15 protein-coding genes are annotated in these 16,488 nt (G+C 59.9%); 7 read left to right on the forward strand and 8 right to left on the reverse strand.

The features are described 5' to 3' along the window. Positions 1 to 18: 18 nt before the first annotated feature. The 4 genes from SLH47_RS08465 to SLH47_RS08480 all read right to left on the reverse strand — a co-directional run bounded on the left by SLH47_RS08465 (position 19) and on the right by SLH47_RS08480 (position 3,686). Positions 19 to 1,329, reverse strand: a complete 1,311-nt coding sequence (locus SLH47_RS08465; RefSeq protein WP_320239034.1) for a TRAP transporter large permease — start codon at positions 1,327 to 1,329, stop codon at positions 19 to 21. Continuing rightward, complete coding sequence (locus SLH47_RS08470) at positions 1,326 to 1,862, reverse strand: TRAP transporter small permease (RefSeq protein ID WP_413785632.1); 537 nt, start codon at positions 1,860 to 1,862, stop codon at positions 1,326 to 1,328. Before SLH47_RS08470 ends, SLH47_RS08465 begins: the two co-directional genes overlap by 4 nt. A 34-nt stretch (positions 1,863 to 1,896) precedes the next feature. Further along, positions 1,897 to 2,928, reverse strand: coding sequence for a TRAP transporter substrate-binding protein (locus SLH47_RS08475; protein ID WP_320239036.1), 1,032 nt, complete (start codon positions 2,926 to 2,928; stop codon positions 1,897 to 1,899). A gap of 71 nt (positions 2,929 to 2,999) precedes the next feature. After that, positions 3,000 to 3,686, reverse strand: a complete 687-nt coding sequence (locus tag SLH47_RS08480) for a fumarylacetoacetate hydrolase family protein (protein WP_320239037.1) — start codon at positions 3,684 to 3,686, stop codon at positions 3,000 to 3,002. 113 nt (positions 3,687 to 3,799) lie between these two features. Between SLH47_RS08480 and SLH47_RS08485 the strand changes: the two genes are divergently transcribed. The 7 genes from SLH47_RS08485 (at position 3,800) to SLH47_RS08515 (ending at position 10,884) form a co-directional block, all read left to right on the forward strand. Then, entirely contained in the window at positions 3,800 to 4,429 is a 630-nt protein-coding gene (locus tag SLH47_RS08485; protein WP_320239038.1) for a paraquat-inducible protein A, read from the forward strand. Then, positions 4,399 to 5,031, forward strand: coding sequence for a paraquat-inducible protein A (locus SLH47_RS08490; protein ID WP_320239039.1), 633 nt, complete (start codon positions 4,399 to 4,401; stop codon positions 5,029 to 5,031). Before SLH47_RS08485 ends, SLH47_RS08490 begins: the two co-directional genes overlap by 31 nt. Next, positions 5,028 to 7,121 (forward strand): intermembrane transport protein PqiB, encoded by a 2,094-nt coding sequence (locus SLH47_RS08495; protein WP_320239040.1) that lies wholly within the window; start codon positions 5,028 to 5,030, stop codon positions 7,119 to 7,121. Before SLH47_RS08490 ends, SLH47_RS08495 begins: the two co-directional genes overlap by 4 nt. 2 nt (positions 7,122 to 7,123) lie before the next feature. Continuing rightward, complete coding sequence (locus SLH47_RS08500) at positions 7,124 to 7,681, forward strand: membrane integrity-associated transporter subunit PqiC (protein WP_320239041.1); 558 nt, start codon at positions 7,124 to 7,126, stop codon at positions 7,679 to 7,681. A 140-nt stretch (positions 7,682 to 7,821) separates the two neighbouring features. Beyond that, on the forward strand, positions 7,822 to 8,808 hold the full coding sequence (locus tag SLH47_RS08505) for a tripartite tricarboxylate transporter substrate binding protein (protein ID WP_320239042.1): 987 nt from the start codon (positions 7,822 to 7,824) through the stop codon (positions 8,806 to 8,808). Between the two features lie 60 nt (positions 8,809 to 8,868). Next, on the forward strand, positions 8,869 to 9,363 hold the full coding sequence (locus tag SLH47_RS08510; protein ID WP_320239043.1) for a tripartite tricarboxylate transporter TctB family protein: 495 nt from the start codon (positions 8,869 to 8,871) through the stop codon (positions 9,361 to 9,363). 3 nt (positions 9,364 to 9,366) lie between these two features. Then, on the forward strand, positions 9,367 to 10,884 hold the full coding sequence (locus SLH47_RS08515; RefSeq protein ID WP_320239044.1) for a tripartite tricarboxylate transporter permease: 1,518 nt from the start codon (positions 9,367 to 9,369) through the stop codon (positions 10,882 to 10,884). A gap of 647 nt (positions 10,885 to 11,531) precedes the next feature. Here SLH47_RS08515 and SLH47_RS08520 read toward each other — a convergent pair. The 4 genes from SLH47_RS08520 to SLH47_RS08535 all read right to left on the reverse strand — a co-directional run bounded on the left by SLH47_RS08520 (position 11,532) and on the right by SLH47_RS08535 (position 16,434). Next, positions 11,532 to 11,660, reverse strand: a complete 129-nt coding sequence (locus SLH47_RS08520; protein ID WP_320239045.1) for a hypothetical protein — start codon at positions 11,658 to 11,660, stop codon at positions 11,532 to 11,534. A gap of 9 nt (positions 11,661 to 11,669) precedes the next feature. Then, a complete protein-coding gene (locus SLH47_RS08525; RefSeq protein ID WP_320239046.1) occupies positions 11,670 to 12,869 on the reverse strand; it encodes a formate dehydrogenase subunit gamma in 1,200 nt (399 codons plus the stop codon). Positions 12,870 to 12,937: 68 nt separating this feature from the next. Further along, the gene (gene fdh3B, locus SLH47_RS08530) at positions 12,938 to 13,534 is read right to left on the reverse strand and encodes a formate dehydrogenase FDH3 subunit beta (protein ID WP_320239047.1); all 597 of its coding nucleotides are present in this window, start codon (positions 13,532 to 13,534) and stop codon (positions 12,938 to 12,940) included. A 14-nt stretch (positions 13,535 to 13,548) separates the two neighbouring features. Next, positions 13,549 to 16,434, reverse strand: coding sequence for a formate dehydrogenase subunit alpha (locus SLH47_RS08535; protein WP_320239048.1), 2,886 nt, complete (start codon positions 16,432 to 16,434; stop codon positions 13,549 to 13,551). Positions 16,435 to 16,488: the final 54 nt, after the last annotated feature.

Genomic DNA, 16,488 nt, shown 5'->3' on the forward strand with positions numbered 1-16,488 from the left:
TCCGGGACTGCGACGCGCTTAGATGAAAACCAGCGTGATGATCGGGAACATCAGCAGGATCACCACGCGCAGGATATCCGAGCCCACAAAGAACAGCACCGCCTTATAGGTCGCCGTCATCGGCGTATCCTTGTCCATGCTGTTGATGATAAACAGGTTCATCCCCACAGGCGGCGTGATCAACCCGACCTCCACGACGATGAGAACAAGGATCCCGAACCAGATCGCCACTTCCTCGGTCGTCATCCCGAAATCCAGTGTCGAGACAACCGGCCAGAAGATGGGGATCGTTAACAGAATCATAGACAGGCTGTCCATCAGGCAGCCGAGGATCAGGTAGAAGGCGAGGATCATGATCATCACCAGCCACGGGCTGAACCCTTGGTCTGTCACCCATGATGACAGCTCTTGCGGCACCTGCGTGAGCGCCAGAAAGCCGTTATAGAACCCCGCCCCCAGCACGATGAAAAAGATCATGCCTGTGCCCGTCGCCGTCTCAAAGATGCTGTCGCGGAAGACCGTCCAGTTCAGTGACCCGGAAAGAAGCGCTATCAACCCGGTGCCCATCGCGCCCACCGCCGCACCTTCGGTTGGGGTGAACCAGCCGTTATAGATGCCGCCCACGACTAGCGCGAAGACAAGCAGCACCGGCCAGACAGCGAAGAGTGACCGGAACCGCGCGGCATAGGGCAGCCGCTCCTGTTTGCCCGCCTGATTGGGGTAGATGCGCACATAGATCGCGATGGTCAGCATGTAACCCAAGGCCGCCAGCAGGCCGGGAACGAAGGCGGCAACAAAGAGCTTCGCGATATTCTGCTCGGTCAGGATCGCATAGATCACAAGGATGACCGAGGGCGGGATCAGAATGCCCAATGTCCCACCCGCCGCCAGCGTCGCTGTCGAAAAGCCCCCGGAATAGCCATAGTACCGCAATTCCGGCAAGGCGACCCGGCTCATTGTTGCGGCGGTGGCTAGCGAAGACCCACAGATCGCCCCAAACCCCGCACAGGCCCCCACCGCCGCCATTGCCATCCCGCCTTTGCGGTGGCCCAGCCACGATTGCGCCGCACGAAAGAGCGACTGCGACATCCCCGACAGCGTCGCAAACTGCCCCATCAGCAGGAACATCGGGATGATCGACAGGTTGTAGTTGGAGAACGTCGTGTAAACCTCGGACTTCAGCCGCGCCATGAAGACGATCGTGCCACCCGTCGCCAGCCACAGCCCGCCAATCCCGCAAAGCAGCATGGCCAAGCCAATCGGCGCCCGCAGAAAGATGAGCAACAGCAGGACCGGAAAAGACAGGTAACCGAGGGCGAGATCGCTCATATGGTGCGCGCACCTATCAGGCGCATGGCCGCGCAATAAAGGCTGACAATACTTGCCACCAACGCGGCGACAAAGCTCGCCGCATAGGCCCACCAGACCGGAAACTGAATCAGGAACGTGGTCTCACCATACCGCAGCTTGTCCTGCATTCCTGCAAAAAGCCGCCAGGTGATCAGCAGAATGATCGCGGCCATCACCACGCTCCAGAACGCGGCGATGAGGTTGTTGGCCTTGGGACCCAAACCGCTGGTGAAGATGTCAACCGTCGCATGGGCGCCCGTCAGTTGCGTCAGGGGCAGAAACGCGAAAATCGCAAACGCAATCCCCGCCTCAATCAGCTCAAAATCGCCGGTAATCGGGCCAATCCCTTGCGCGATCAGCCAGTCGCCAAAGCCACCAAGATACCCGCCATGAGCAATGCCGTTCACCTCACGCCCGATGATGCTCAGACAGACCATCACAACAAGGGCGCACAGGACAAGCCCACCCAACATCGCCATCACGCGGGCCAGTAGGGAGATAATTTTATGCAGCAATCCCGCCTCCTGCCCGATCACGCCGCGTGGGTCAGTTGCCCACGCTGTGCTTGGCAATGAGCGCTGTGGCGGCCTCGTACAGGCCGGTGCCGTCGATCCCCGCCGCATCCGCCTCGGCTATCCAGTTGTCGATTGTGGGTTGGCTGGCCACGCGCCACGCTGCCACCTGTTCATCGGTCAACGTCACGATTGTGTTGCCCGCCTCTTCCGCCATGGCACGACCGGGCGCGTCATATTCCTCCATCATGCTGCCGGCAAAGGCCGAAAATTCCAGACCGGAATTGGCGTCAATCACGGCTTTCAGATCATCGGGCAGGCCCTCATAAACACCCTTGTTCATCGCAAAGATGAAAGCGGTCGTGTAAAGATGCGCGTCACCAAACTCGGTATGGTTGCTGACCAGTTCATGGACCTTAAGCGCCGGCACGACCTCCCACGGGATGACAGCTCCATCGATCACCCCCTTCGACAGCGCCTCCGGCACCGCAGGAACCGGCATGCCCACGGATGTGGCACCCAGCCCCGTGAAAAGCGTCGTCGTGGTGCGCGTGGGCGCGCGCAGCTTCAGCCCGTTCAGGTCCGCCACATCGGCAATAGGCCGATTGGCATGGATCAGACCGGGGCCATGGACCCAAAGCCCTAGGGGTTTAAACGCCGCAAAATCGGTATCCATCATCCGCTCTTCGGCCAGTTCCCAATAGGCGCGCGACGTCGCCTCAGCGCTGGTCGAAATGAACGGCAGCTCAAACACCTCCAATTGCGGGAAACGGCCCGGCGTATAGCCCGCAACAGTCCAGATCACATCGGCCACGCCATCAATCGCCTGATCAATCAGTTGCGGCGGCGTGCCGCCCAACTGCATGGACGGAAACCGGTCCACCTTGATCCGGCCACCGCTGTCTGCCTCGACGTTATCCGCCCAGACATCAAGGATATGCGCGGGCACATTCGCCTGTGCGGGCAAGAACTGATGCAGGCGCAACGTGACCTCTTGCGCCGCAGCGCCAGTCGAGAGGCAAGCGGCAGCGACCAAACCAAACACGGTACGGCGGGTGAGCGTCATGGGGTTCCTCCGACAAACATGACTTTGACGTTGTTTGGCGAAGCAAAAGACCTCATGCAAGTCACTTTTGCCTAAGCGATGCGCGTGGATACAGGTGACAGGCCATCAATCGTTCCGCTGAGCGTATCGCCAGCCACAACCGGGCCAACCCCTGCCGGCGTGCCCGTCATGATCAGATCGCCGGGCATCAGCGTGTAAAGCGTCGACAGATCCGCGATGATTTCAGGGATCGACCAGACCATATCGGCGATGGTGGCGCTCTGCCGCACCTCACCATTGACCTGCAGTTCAATGGTCGCCTGCGTGATGTCTTCAATCGCCGATGCCGGTGTCAGCGGGCCGAGGATCGCCGCATTCTTAAAATCCTTGCCCGTATCCCACGGACGCCGCTTTTCCTTGGCAGCGGCCTGCAGATCGCGGCGGGTCATGTCGAGACCGCAGCCATAGCCAAAGACGACGCCCAACGCGTCGCCTTCACTGATGGCACGAGCCTCGCCACCAATGGCCACGACAAGCTCCATCTCATGATGCAAATCCGCGGTGCGCGGCGGATACGGCATGTCCTCACCCGACAAAAGCACGGCATGCGCGGATTTCGTAAAGTAGAATGGCGCCTCGCGATCCACCGCGTGGCCCATTTCCGCAGCATGGGCGGCATAGTTGCGTCCAACGCAGAAAATCCTTGCAACCGGGAAGGCGCCGCCTGTGGTCACCGGAACAAGTGGAACGGGACGAGGCGGAAAGACAGGATCGGGCATGCATGCTCTCTCTTTATTGAATTGTACGAGGCGGGATCATAGCATATCTATGTCAAACCCGGCGCGGTCGCGCTAGACTTGGGGCTATCCGGGACAAGCCGAAAGGATTTTGCGTGTCAGTTACACTGCCACCATTAGATGATCTGGTTGCGTGCCCGCAATGCGATACGTTGCATCGGGCCAGCGCATTGCCGCCCAATGCACGCGCCCATTGCCAGCGTTGCGGGATCGTGTTGATGACCTCGCAACCTGCCGCCATCGCACGTGTGATCAGCCTCGCGCTCACGGCCTTTATCATGATGATCGCCGCGATCAGCTTTCCGTTTCTGACGCTTGATGCCGGGGGGCTGCAAAACGCGACGTCGGTCATTGACGCTGTCCTCGCCTTTAATGATGGGTTGGCATTTCCATTGGCCATCGCCGTTGCATTCTTCATCGTCGTGATCCCGCTAATCCGGCTGGGCGCGCTGATTTACGCGCTCGGGCCCTTGGTGCGCGAACAAAAACCACGCGCGGGTGCACGCGTGGCCTTTGGTCTGGCCGAACGGTTGCGGCCTTGGAGCATGGCGGAGATCTTTATCGTCGGTGTGACAGTGGCGCTGATCAAGGTTGCAGGGCTTGCAGCAGTCACCATTGGCCCCGCTTTTTGGGCTTTTGCGGGGGTCGTCATCATCACCGTTCTCAAAGACCAACTGATTTGCAGGTATTCGATTTGGGAAACACTGGACCGGTCAGCGGCATAATCTCGGCCCGTGAGGCGGGCCTTGTGGCCTGTCAGCGCTGCGGACAGGTGCACCGGCAAGAGACCGCTTTTTGTAAGCGCTGTGGCGCCGCCTTGCGCAGCCGTGACGAACTCAGCCTGCAAAAGGTCTGGGCCTGGCTGATTGCGGGCATGATCGCCTACATCCCCGCCAATATCTATCCGATGCTTTTGACATCGACCCTGATTGAACGCAGCGAAAGCACGATCATCGGCGGCGTGGTCGAACTGATTGAGTATGGCTCATACGGCGTCGCCTTTATCGTGTTCGTCGCATCGGTCATGATCCCGATCGGCAAGTTCCTCGTCATCATGTATCTGGCGATCAGCGTGCAGCGGCATTCACTGGACAATCAGCATGAGCGTCATCGTGCCTATGAAGTCGTCGAGTTTATCGGGCGCTGGTCCATGATCGACGTCTTTGTCGTTGCAATTCTGTCAGCGCTTGTGCAACTCGACACAATTGCCACGGTCAATCCGGGGATTGCGGCCGTCAGCTTTGCTTTATCGGTGATTTTCACCATGCTGGCAGCGCAGGCTTTTGACTCCCGCCTGATCTGGGACAAGGGACAGGACACAGCATGAGCGACCAAGACCCCATCGGGGCCGCGCCTTTGGATATCCGCCCGATCAAAAGGCGGGTGTGGCAGCGTTTGTCGCTGGTCTGGTTCGTGCCGCTGATCGCACTTGGTGTCTCTCTCTTCGCCGCCTGGCAGAATTACCAGGATCGCGGCACGTTGATCACCATTGCGTTCGAGAATGCCGCAGGCATCACATCGGGCGAGACGCAGATCCGCTATCGTGATGTGACCATTGGTGAGGTTGAAACGGTCGAGTTTGACGAAGGTCTTGCCGTGGTCCTTGTGCATGCCCGTGTTGACCAGACCGTTGCCCCCTTCATGGACGACGATGCCCAATTCTGGGTGGTGCGCCCGGACGTCTCGGTGCGCGGGATCACCGGCCTCGATACGGTCCTGTCAGGCGTCTACATCGAAGGCAACTGGGATACACAGGCCGATGTTCAGCAGTTCGAGTTTCGCGGTCTGGAACAGCCTGTCCTGACCCGCGCAGGCCAGCGCGGTACGCGCATTGTCCTGCGTACGAGTGATGGCGGATCACTGGCGGCCGGGGCACCGGTTCTGCATAAGGGGCTGCAAGTCGGATATCTCGAAGAACCCGAATTGTCCTTTGACGGCACGCAAGTTGTGGTCACCGCCTTTATCGAAAGCCCCTATGACCGCCGGATCACAACCAGCACGCGGTTTTGGGATACCTCCGGCTTTAGCGTGTCTTTTGGTGCGGGCGGGGTGTCGCTGGACGTCAACTCGCTCGCTTCTCTAATCGAAGGCGGCATCGCGTTTGATACCATCGTCTCCGGCGGCAATCCCATCCGGGATGGCCATCTGTTTGACATCTTCAGCACCGAAGAAAGCGCCCGGGACAGCTTGTTTACCGATCCCAACGCCGACGTGTTGCAGGTGGCGGTTCTGTTCGAGGAATCGGTGAGCGGTCTGACACCAGGATCAGAAGTGCGCTTTCAGGGTATCCGCATTGGCGAGGTCAACGATCTGAACGCTATCGTTGTGGGCGAAGGTGCGGATGCCGAGGTGCGGCTGCAAGCCGTGCTGGATATTGAGCCATCGCGGCTGGGCATGGGGGCCGATGCGACTGCCGATGACGCAATGGTCCTTTTGTCCGATTTCGTGGCCCGCGGTCTGCGGGCAAGGATGGTAACGGGCAACATTCTGTCCGGGGCCCTGTTGGTTGAGCTTGTCCAGATCGATGATGCGCTGCCCGCCATCATGACGGGCACGGGCGGCCAATACCCGATTATCCCGACAACCGAGTCCGAGATCTCGGATGTCGCAGCCACCGCAGAGGGGGTCTTGGCCCGGATCAACGCCCTCCCTGTCGAGGAACTGATGGATGGCGCCATTGACCTGATGGACAGTATCGAACGGCTGGCAAATGATGAGGCAACGGTGGCCGCGCCCGCCTCGCTGTTGGCGCTACTTGAGGATAGCCGCGCCCTGATCAATGACGACGATCTGCAGGCGATGCCGGGTGACCTGCGCAATGTCATCACCGATCTCGATGCCATTATTGCGCGCGCGGATGAGGTCGATCTGATCGGTGACCTCGACACAGCGCTCGAAAACGCGGCTCAGGCGGCCGCGAACATCGAAGAAGCGACACAAAGCCTGCCGCAGATTGCAGACCAGATCGACACGCTGATGGCGACGGCAAACGCGCTGGAGCTTGAGGCGCTTGTCGCGTCCTCAACGGACACGCTGGACGCGATTGAGGCCTTCGTCAGCGCCGAGGACACCGGCGCGCTACCCGGCACGCTCAACACCGCGCTGGATGAGATGCGCGGCTTTCTCGCGGATGTGCGCGAGGGCGGCGCGATTGACAACGTCAATGCGGCTCTGCAAGCGGCCAATGACGCCGCGCAGGCCATTGAAGAAGCTGTCGGGGGTCTGCCTGGCCTCGCCGCCCGCACCAATGCCCTTGTCGCGCGGACCGAAGAGGTGATCGAAAGCTATAGCGAACGCTCACGCTTTGGCGCCGAAACCCGCGCGACCTTGCGCGATATCCAGATCGCGGCGGATGCAGTCTCCTCGCTCGCGCGCGCAATTGAGCGCAATCCCAATTCTCTGATCGTAGGACGGTAATGATGGTGCGCTTTTTCGTCGTGTTAGCTGCAATGGCGCTGATCGCCTGTACCCCACCGATTGACCGGCTGGCCATGCCACGCCTGCAATCGGAACTGTCGCTCAGCCCATTGGTGGGCAGCGCAATGGTGCGCACAGTCATCCTGCCAACCTATGCCGAGCTTGAAGAGGTTGCGTTTGAAACGCCTTCGGGGCTGATCGCGATCAATGAAAACGTGCTTTGGGCGGATATGCCCGACCGTGCGGTGACTTTGAACATCGCGCAGACACTGGCGAATATCCTCAACACACGAGTTGGGCCGGACCCCTGGCCCTTTGTAGGCCTGCCTGATGTCGCCATTGACATCCGCATCGCCCGGATGCTCGCCGGGGCTGACGGCGTGTTTCGCTTGACAGGCCAGTATTACGTCGGCGGTGACGGCATCGATTTTCCAAACAGCACCCGCGCCTTCGCCATTACGCAAGACATGCCCGATCAAAGCTTGCAAAGCATAGCCGCCGCGCAATCCGCCGCCTTGCTGACTCTCTCGGAACAGATCGCACGCAGCTTGGGCCGCTGACAGCCAAGTACCGCCAAAAAAGAAGGCACGTGCTGTCATTTTCGCCAAAACATCAAGACCAAAATGACGGTTGCGTCGCGCCCGGTGATCGTGAAAAATCCTCCAAGGCGTTCATCGCCATACGACTTGGGAGGAAAACAATGAAACTATTCAATATGACCCGCAGGGCCGTGATCGCGGCGGCTGCGGCTAGCGTCTCACTTGGCGCACCGGCGATGGCCGATGGCCATCAGGTGGTCGACAGCATCCACTTTCTGATCCCCGGCGGAGCCGGCGGTGGCTGGGACGGCACAGCGCGCGGCACGGGCGAGGCGCTGACAAATGCGGGCCTCGTCGGTCAGGCCACTTACGAGAACATGTCAGGCGGCGGCGGCGGCAAGGCCATCGGCTATCTGATTGAAAACGCCGAAAGCAACCACGGCACCTTGATGGTGAATTCCACCCCCATCGTGATCCGCTCGCTCACGGGCGTGTTCCCGCAGAACTTCCGTGACCTGACGCTCGTCGCAGGCACCATCGGTGACTATGCGACCATCGTTGTGGGCAAGGACAGCCCCATCAACACGATGGACGATTTCCTAGCGGCGTACCGCGATGATCCGCGGGGCACAGCCATTGGCGGCGGCTCTGTCCCCGGCGGCATGGACCATATTGTGGCAGCCATCGTGATGCAGGCGGCGGGCGAAGACCCGACAGCTGTGAAGTACATCCCCTATGACGCAGGTGGTGAGGCGATGGCCGCACTCCTGTCAGGCGAGATCACAGCGCTCAGCACCGGCTTCTCAGAAGCGGTCGATCTGGCTAATGCGGGCGAGGTGAAGATCATCGGCGTCACAGCGCCAGAGCGTGTGGACACATTCGCCGACGCCCCCACCATGAAAGAGCAGGGGATCGACGCGGAGTTTGTTAACTGGCGCGGGTTCTTTGCCGCACCGGGTCTGCCGGATGACAAACTTGCGATGTATCAGGACGCCATCGGCAAGATGTACGACACGCCCGAATGGGAAGAGGTCCGTGCCCGCAACGGCTGGGTCAACATTCACAACAGCGGCGATGAGTTCCTGACCTTCCTGGAGAACCAGGAACAGGTCATCGGCGATCTGATGCGCGAACTGGGCTTTCTCTAAAGCCATCTCGTGTCCGGCGGTGTGCCGCCGGACACTTTCAAGACATAAGGGGAGGAGCCAATGGCGCTTGATCGTTGGATCGCGCTCATCATTCTGGTGATGAGCCTCGGCTATGCTTACACGGCATTTTTCACGATGGACGGCGCCCTCGCCCCTTTCATGCGGAACAATCCCATATGGCCGTCGACCTTCCCCAAGGTCCTGTCGGTCATGGCGATCATCGCGGCTCTGATCATCCTTCTGGGCTTTGAGAAAAACGAAAAACCGCGGGAAGAGGACCCCTCAGTCATCGTCTATCGGCGGCTGCTGGAATATCAGGTTGTTCCCGCCCTCACCCTGATTGGCCTGATGATCGCCTATGCGCTGCTTCTGCGCCCCATTGGATTTCTGGCGGCGACGGTCGGATTTCTCACCATCGGCTCGCTCGTTCTCGGCGAACGGCGCCTGCACATCCTGATCCCCGTTGCCGTCATCGCGGCGGGCAGCATCTGGTATCTGGTGCAAGAGGTGCTAGGCATCTTTCTGCGCCCCTGGCCCGCATTCATGGGGGTCTAGGCGATGCTTGAAGGATTGATGATCGGCCTCACGACGGCCTTTTCGCTTACCAACATCCTGATGGTCATCGGCGGCTGCCTGATCGGCACCTTCATCGGCATGCTGCCGGGCCTTGGGCCGATGTCGATCATCGCGATCATGATCCCGGTGGCGATTTCCATCGGTGACCCCTCCGCCGCACTGATCCTGCTCGCAGGTGTCTATTACGGCGCGATCTTTGGCGGCTCCACCTCGTCCATCCTGATCAACGCACCCGGTGTCGCCTCCACCGTCGCCACCAGTTTCGACGGCTACCCACTGGCGCGCCAAGGCAAGGCCGGCAAAGCGCTGACAGTCGCCGCGATCTCATCGTTTGTCGGCGGCACACTGGGTGCGATCCTGCTTCTGATCTTCGCCCCGGCCCTCTCCACCGTCGCGCTCCTTTTCGGATCGCCTGAATACTTCGCCCTGATGGTTGTGGGCCTCTCGGCCATCGCCGCCTTCGCAGGCACCGGACAGGTCGCCAAAGCGCTCCTGATGACCGTCCTCGGCCTGATGCTCGCAACCATCGGCGAAGGCGTGCTCTTCAACCAGCCACGCTTCACCTTCGGCATCATGGACCTGCAGTCCGGCCTCGGCTTCATCACCCTCGCCATGGCGATGTTCGCCCTGCCCGAGGCGATCTATCTGATTCTCGATCCCAACCGCTCCAAATCCGATGGCGGCTCGTCCGAGATCAAGGACCTGCGCATCACCCGCTCCGAGGCCCGCCAGATCGCACCCGTTGTCGGGCGCCAGTCGATCCAGGGCTTCTTCATCGGCGTCTTGCCTGGTGCCGGGGCCACGATCGCCTCATTCCTCGGCTACGCGGTGGAGCGCAATATCGCCAGCAAGGAAGATCAGGCAGAATTCGGCAAAGGCAGCATCAAAGGCCTCGCCGCCCCTGAAAGCGCCAACAACGCCGCCGCAACGGGTTCCTTCGTGCCGCTTCTGACGCTCGGCATCCCCGGCTCCGGCACAACCGCGATCCTCTTGGGCGCTCTGATCGCCCTCAACGTCTCGCCCGGGCCCCGCCTGATGATCGATGAGCCAGAGGTCTTCTGGGCCGTTATCATCTCCATGTATGTCGGCAACGTGATCCTCTTGATGCTGAACCTGCCGCTGATCCCCTATATCGCGAAAATCCTCGCCGTCCCGCGCACCTTCCTGATTCCGTTCATCCTATTCTTCACGCTGATGGGCGCCTATATCGGCCAGAACAACGCGACCGAACTTCTGATCCTCGTGGGCCTCGGCGTCTGCGCGACAATCCTGCGTTTCGCCGACTACCCGCTCGCGCCGCTCCTGATCGGTTTCATCCTTGGTCCAATGCTTGAGAACAACTTCTCCCGCTCCATGAACCTCTTCGACGGACCATCCTTCATCTACGAACGGCCGCTGACCCTGGGCCTTCTGGTCATTGCAGCCCTCCTCATCATCCTTCCCAGCTACCGCGCCCGCCGCGCGCGGCTGCGGCAGGAAGGCGTGGCAGATGGGGACTAGAGGGAAGCGCCACAAATGATGCCCAATTGTTGATCATCGCTAAGGCAACATCCGAAAACCGATGTCGTGTGCATCATTGAATCTGCACCAAAAAGGGAGGCAGATTTGATATTGAACGGTTATCCATTTGAAACGCAGCAATTGTCTGTCGGGAACCCGTCATTGACCGACACTGCGAAGCTTATCGGTGTCAACATCGACTAGGCGAGAACAACTCAGAGAAAGGTGACCGAGGTCGCCAGAAGAAAAGAAGATGCACTGCAACAAGCATGGCAAGAATAATCCGGCCTATGCGTGCTCTCACTCAGTCGAGTCTTTGAGCGATGGTATTGAGCGGGGGCTAGTATTCGTTCGAGACGAAAACGACCAATACAACGGATGGTGCGGTGAGTGCGACGACTATCTATTGGCAAATGGTGGGGACTGGAACGACAAGACAGAAGGATTTGCTAAGATCCGTCTTCTTTGCGAGGTCTGTTTTGAACAGCTGATTGAGTTGAACAGACGTTCTTGAAACCGACTGTTGGCGCAGCTACCGATAATGTCCACCCCGTCCGCATTTTGCAATGCGAAGTCATTGCGTCTTTCATCCAACGGTATCGTACGGCAATTCCTGCCAGAGGCTCCGCTACCATTGAACACTTGCATCAATCACCTAACCGGACCGACGCGCTGGCGGTGCTGTCTGCCGCGCCGAACCCCGCCGCGTGCAGGCCATAATAGGCGCCCACCGAAATCAGGGCTGTGACGGCAAAGGCGGTCAGCATGACTTTCATTGCGTGCTCCTACTCTGCCGGGGTCGCGCCCGTGGGGGCCTCGGCCTCTTTGGCCTTGACCTCTTCCACCCACAGGCTGTGGTGTTCGCGGGCCCATTGTTCCTCGACCTCGCCGGTGCCCATTGCGTCATAGGCCCCCTCCATCCCGACTGAGCCGATATAGATATGGGCGATGATGATGGCCATCAGCACGAAGGACACAAGCGCATGCCACAGCTGGGCATATTGCATCTCAGCATGGGGCGTCAACTCGGTCGGCAAGACGCCGAAGCCAATGAACTGCGGGATGCCGGTGGCGTTGAGCGCGGCGAAGGTCTTGGCGAACATCGGCAGCTCAAACGGGAAGAGCAAAGACAAGCCAGAGGCGGAGATCGAGCCCCCCAGAATGATGCAAGACCAGAAGATAACCTTTTGGCCTGCATTGAATTTCTTGGCTGGCGGATGCACGCCCTTCTTGAAAAGGCCTCCACCCACAGCGATCCAGCGCAGGTCGGTGCGGTTCGGGATATTCTCCAGAACCCACATGAAAAAGATCATGATCAGGCCCAGCATGAAGGCCCATGAGACGTTGTTGTGGATCCATTTCGAGGCCAGCGCGATTGTCGCAAAACTCTCATGCCCAAAGGTCGGGATGATCACCTTGCGCCCAAAAAGCGTGATCAGCCCGGTGATGCCAAGCAGGATAAACGATCCGGCCATCAGCCAATGGCCAAAACGCTCAATCGCCTTGAACCGTGTGATCGTACGCCCCGTCTTTTCGCCATCAATGCGGATACGCCCGCGCAGCACGAAGAATAGGACCAATAGGCCCAGCGTTCCCAATAGGATATAGGTCCCGAACGTCATCAGCGGCCCCTGCCGGAATTCATACCACCACATCCCGCTGTCCTGGATTAGCACCGCAGGCGCATCACCTCGCGCCTGCGTGGTCACATCCGCCGCGTCAAAGCGCAGACCGCGCCACAGCTCGCTGTCCGAAAGCCCGCCGCGCGCGCCCAGATCATCAGTCAACGGCGCGGCGGCGTCCGGATTGCCCAGTGCCTCACTGCGGAAGCTGTCATCGATCTGCAACTGCTGCTGCCGCGCCATGATGTCTTCGAGAGTCTGCGCGCCGCCTGTCGCCGTCCGGTCCGGCGCAGGTGCCTCCTGCGCCACAGCGCTGAGGGCAAAGAGACTGAACAGCATGGACGCGAAAAGGGCCCGGATCATGGACATGCTCCTTGGTCGTCAGAAAAACGTATTGGGGGCGGCGCAAAAAGCCGCCCCGGATCAGAGGCTTAACCGCCCTTTTGATCGTAAGCCGTACCCCAGCCCCATGCGCCAGAGCCGAAGCCACGGGCCACGACACGTTCGCGGTAGATGCTGGACACTTCGTCACCATCACCGGCGAGCAGCGCCTTGGTCGCACACATCTCGGCACAGATGGGCAGCTTGCCCTCGGCGATCCGGTTGCGCCCATATTTGGCGAATTCGGCGGTGGAGTGGTTCTCTTCCGGGCCACCGGCGCAGAAAGTACACTTGTCCATCTTGCCACGGGAGCCGAAATTGCCCGCCTGCGGGAATTGCGGCGCGCCGAAGGGGCACGCATAGAAGCAGTAACCGCAGCCAATGCACAGGTCCTTGGAATGCAGGACGATCCCTTCTTCGTTCTGATAGAAGCAATCGACCGGACACACGGCCATGCATGGCGCGTCCGAACAATGCATACAGGCGACCGAGATCGAGCGTTCGCCTGGTTTGCCGTCATTGATCGTCACCACCTTGCGGCGGTTGATGCCCCAAGGCACTTCGTGTTCGTTCTTACAGGCCGTCACACAGGCATTGCATTCAATGCAGCGTTCGGCGTCGACAAGAAATTTAGCTCTTGCACCCATTTTTCATCTCCTCCTTACGCTACCGAGATTTTGCAGAGCGTGGCTTTCGTCTCTTGCATCTGGGTCACTGAATCATAGCCGTAGGTCTGTGCGGTGTTGGTACTTTCGCCCAGCACATAGGGGTCGGCGCCGTCCGGATACTTGGACCGCTGATCCACCCCTTCGAAATGCCCGCCAAAGTGGAATGGCATGAAGGCAACGCCTTCACCCACCCGGTCGGTCACCATAGCCATCACCTTGACCTTGCCGCCCTCAGGCCCTTCGACCCAAACCTGCGCACCGTCGCGCACGCCCAGATTGTTGGCGTCACGCACATTCATTTCCACGAACATGTCCTGCTGGAGTTCAGCGAGCCACGGGTTCGACCGGGTTTCATCCCCGCCGCCTTCATACTCGACCAGACGACCGGAGGTCAGGATGATCGGATATTCGGTTGAGAAATCCTTGGCCTGGATGGACGCATACATGGTCGGCAGCCGATAGAATTTCCGGTCCTCGTAGGTCGGATAATCCGCCACCAGATCGCGCCGGTTGGTGTAAAGCGGCTCGCGGTGGATCGGTACGGGGTCGGGGAATGTCCAGACCACGGCCCGTGCCTTTGCGTTGCCGAATGGCGCACATTCATGCTTGATCGCAACCCGCTGGATACCGCCGGAAAGGTCGGTTTTCCAGTTCGTGCCCGGACCGGCCACCGCATCAATCGCCGCGCGCTCCTCATCCGTCAGGTCGCTATCCCAACCCAGATCCATCAGCATCTGCATGGTAAACTCAGGATATCCGTCCTGAATTTCGGACCCTGCGGAATAGACGCCCTCGGCCAAGAGGTTATCCCCGTCACGCTCCACCCCGAAACGTGCGCGGAAGGTCAGGCCACCCTGGCTGACAGGTTTGGACATGTCATACAGGTTCGGCGTACCGGGGTGGCGCATTTCAGGCGTGCCCCAGCAAGGCCAGGGCATCCCGTAGTAATCCCCATCAGCGGGGCCACCCACGGCCTGTAGCGTCGTTTTGTCAAACGTGTGCTGGTTGGCCATATGCAGCTTCAGCCGCTCCGGGCTTTGCCCGGTATAGCCCACCGTCCACATGCCGCTGTTGAACTCGCGCGTCACGCTTTCGATGTTTGGCGTCTCGGCATCATCCATCTCGATATTGCGGAAGAACCGGTCGGCAAAGCCGAACTTGTTGGCAAACTTCGCGATGATGACATGATCCGGCAGACTTTCGAACAGCGGCTCAACCACCTGATCGCGCCACTGGATCGACCGGTTTGATGCGGTGACCGAGCCGTAGGTTTCGAACTGCGTCGATGCGGGCAAGAGGTAGACCCCATCGGTGCGGTCATGCAGCACGGCGGAAACCGTTGGATAGGGGTCGATGACGACCAGCATATCCAGCTTTTCCATCGCCGTTTTCATTTCCTTCATCCGGGTCTGAGAGTTCGGGGCGTGGCCCCAAAGCACCATCGCCCGGACGGCGGATGGCTGATCGGTGTTTTCGGGGTCTTCGAGCACCCCGTCGATCCAGCGCGACACCGGAATGCCGGTCTTGTTCATAAGCGAGGCATCATTGCCATCGGCATCCTTGATCCCCTGGAACCGCGCGGCGAGCCATTCGGGATCTTCACCCCAGACACGGCCCCAATGCGCCCAGGCGCCTGCGGACAGACCGTAATAGCCAGGCAAGGTATGCGACAGCACGCCAAGGTCCGTCGCGCCCTGCACATTGTCGTGCCCGCGGAAGATGTTTGTGCCGCCACCGGACGTGCCCATATTCCCAAGGGCCAGCTGCAACACGCAATAGGCGCGTGTGTTGTTGTTGCCGTTCGTATGCTGCGTGCCACCCATGCACCAGACAACGGTGCCGGGCCGGTTATTGGCGAGCGTAAAGGCCACGCGTCGCAGCTGCGATCCGGGTGTGCCCGTCACACGCTCCACCTCTTCAGGCGTCCAGCGCGCGACCTCATCCTTGATCTGGTCCATGCCCCAGACGCGGGTGCGGATGAACTCCTCATCCTCCCAGCCGTTTTCAAAGATGTGCCAGAGGATGCCCCAGACGAGCGCCACATCAGTCCCGGGACGGAAGCGCACATACTCGTCAGCATGGGCCGCCGTGCGGGTAAAGCGTGGGTCGCACACGATCACGGGCGCGTTGTTCTGTTCCTTGGCTTTCAGGATATGCAAGAGCGAGACGGGATGCGCCTCGGCCGGGTTACCACCGATGATAAAGATCGCGCGGCTATTGTGCATATCGTTGTAGCTGTTGGTCATGGCGCCGTAGCCCCATGTATTCGCCACACCGGCGACAGTCGTCGAATGGCAAATCCGCGCCTGGTGGTCCACGTTATTGGTGCCCCAATAAGCGGCGAATTTCCGGAACAGATAAGCCTGTTCGTTGTTGTGCTTGGCCGATCCGAGCCAGTAGACGCTGTCCGGTCCGCTTTCCTCGCGGATATTCATCATGCCGTCGCCGATTTCATCAATCGCCTGTTCCCAGCTGATGCGGACCCACTCACCGTTTTCTTTCTTCATTGGGTATTTCAGGCGCCGCTCACCATGAGCATGCTCGCGCACGGCGGCCCCTTTGGCGCAATGGGCGCCCAGGTTGAACGGGCTGTCCCAGCCAGGCTCTTGCCCGGTCCAGACGCCGTTATCGACCTCGGCCACAACGGTACACCCGACCGAGCAGTGAGTGCAGACGGATTTGATGTTCTGCACAGCGTTGGCAATCGCGCCTTGGGCATTTGCTGCTGTGACGGTGCCGCCGGTCGCGGCGATGGCGGTCAGACCGCCAATTGTCAGGCCAGAGCCGCGCAGGAATTTGCGCCGGTCAATCGTGCCGCCTGATGGTTGGGTTTCGATGCTGGCGCGGCGCGCAGCACCTGTGGTCTTTCTTTTTAGCATGTCTTTCTCCCTGGCATTCGCGGGCATCCGCCCTGTCGGCTGGGTTAGAGTGGG

The sequence above is a fragment of the Cognatiyoonia sp. IB215182 genome, from assembly GCF_033963905.1.
Taxonomy (GTDB): domain Bacteria; phylum Pseudomonadota; class Alphaproteobacteria; order Rhodobacterales; family Rhodobacteraceae; genus Yoonia.

What these genes read in the sequence shown, in the direction of transcription:
- SLH47_RS08465 (WP_320239034.1), bottom strand. Translation starts at nt 1,329, where the DNA reads ATGAGCGATCTCGCCCTCGGTTACCTGTCTTTTCCGGTCCTGCTGTTG.
- SLH47_RS08475 (WP_320239036.1), bottom strand. Translation starts at nt 2,928, where the DNA reads ATGACGCTCACCCGCCGTACCGTGTTTGGTTTGGTCGCTGCCGCTTGC.
- SLH47_RS08480 (WP_320239037.1), bottom strand. Translation starts at nt 3,686, where the DNA reads ATGCCCGATCCTGTCTTTCCGCCTCGTCCCGTTCCACTTGTTCCGGTG.
- SLH47_RS08495 (WP_320239040.1), top strand. Translation starts at nt 5,028, where the DNA reads ATGAGCGACCAAGACCCCATCGGGGCCGCGCCTTTGGATATCCGCCCG.
- SLH47_RS08500 (WP_320239041.1), top strand. Translation starts at nt 7,124, where the DNA reads ATGGTGCGCTTTTTCGTCGTGTTAGCTGCAATGGCGCTGATCGCCTGT.
- SLH47_RS08505 (WP_320239042.1), top strand. Translation starts at nt 7,822, where the DNA reads ATGAAACTATTCAATATGACCCGCAGGGCCGTGATCGCGGCGGCTGCG.
- SLH47_RS08510 (WP_320239043.1), top strand. Translation starts at nt 8,869, where the DNA reads ATGGCGCTTGATCGTTGGATCGCGCTCATCATTCTGGTGATGAGCCTC.
- SLH47_RS08515 (WP_320239044.1), top strand. Translation starts at nt 9,367, where the DNA reads ATGCTTGAAGGATTGATGATCGGCCTCACGACGGCCTTTTCGCTTACC.
- SLH47_RS08520 (WP_320239045.1), bottom strand. Translation starts at nt 11,660, where the DNA reads ATGAAAGTCATGCTGACCGCCTTTGCCGTCACAGCCCTGATTTCGGTG.
- SLH47_RS08525 (WP_320239046.1), bottom strand. Translation starts at nt 12,869, where the DNA reads ATGATCCGGGCCCTTTTCGCGTCCATGCTGTTCAGTCTCTTTGCCCTC.
- fdh3B (WP_320239047.1), bottom strand. Translation starts at nt 13,534, where the DNA reads ATGGGTGCAAGAGCTAAATTTCTTGTCGACGCCGAACGCTGCATTGAA.
- SLH47_RS08535 (WP_320239048.1), bottom strand. Translation starts at nt 16,434, where the DNA reads ATGCTAAAAAGAAAGACCACAGGTGCTGCGCGCCGCGCCAGCATCGAA.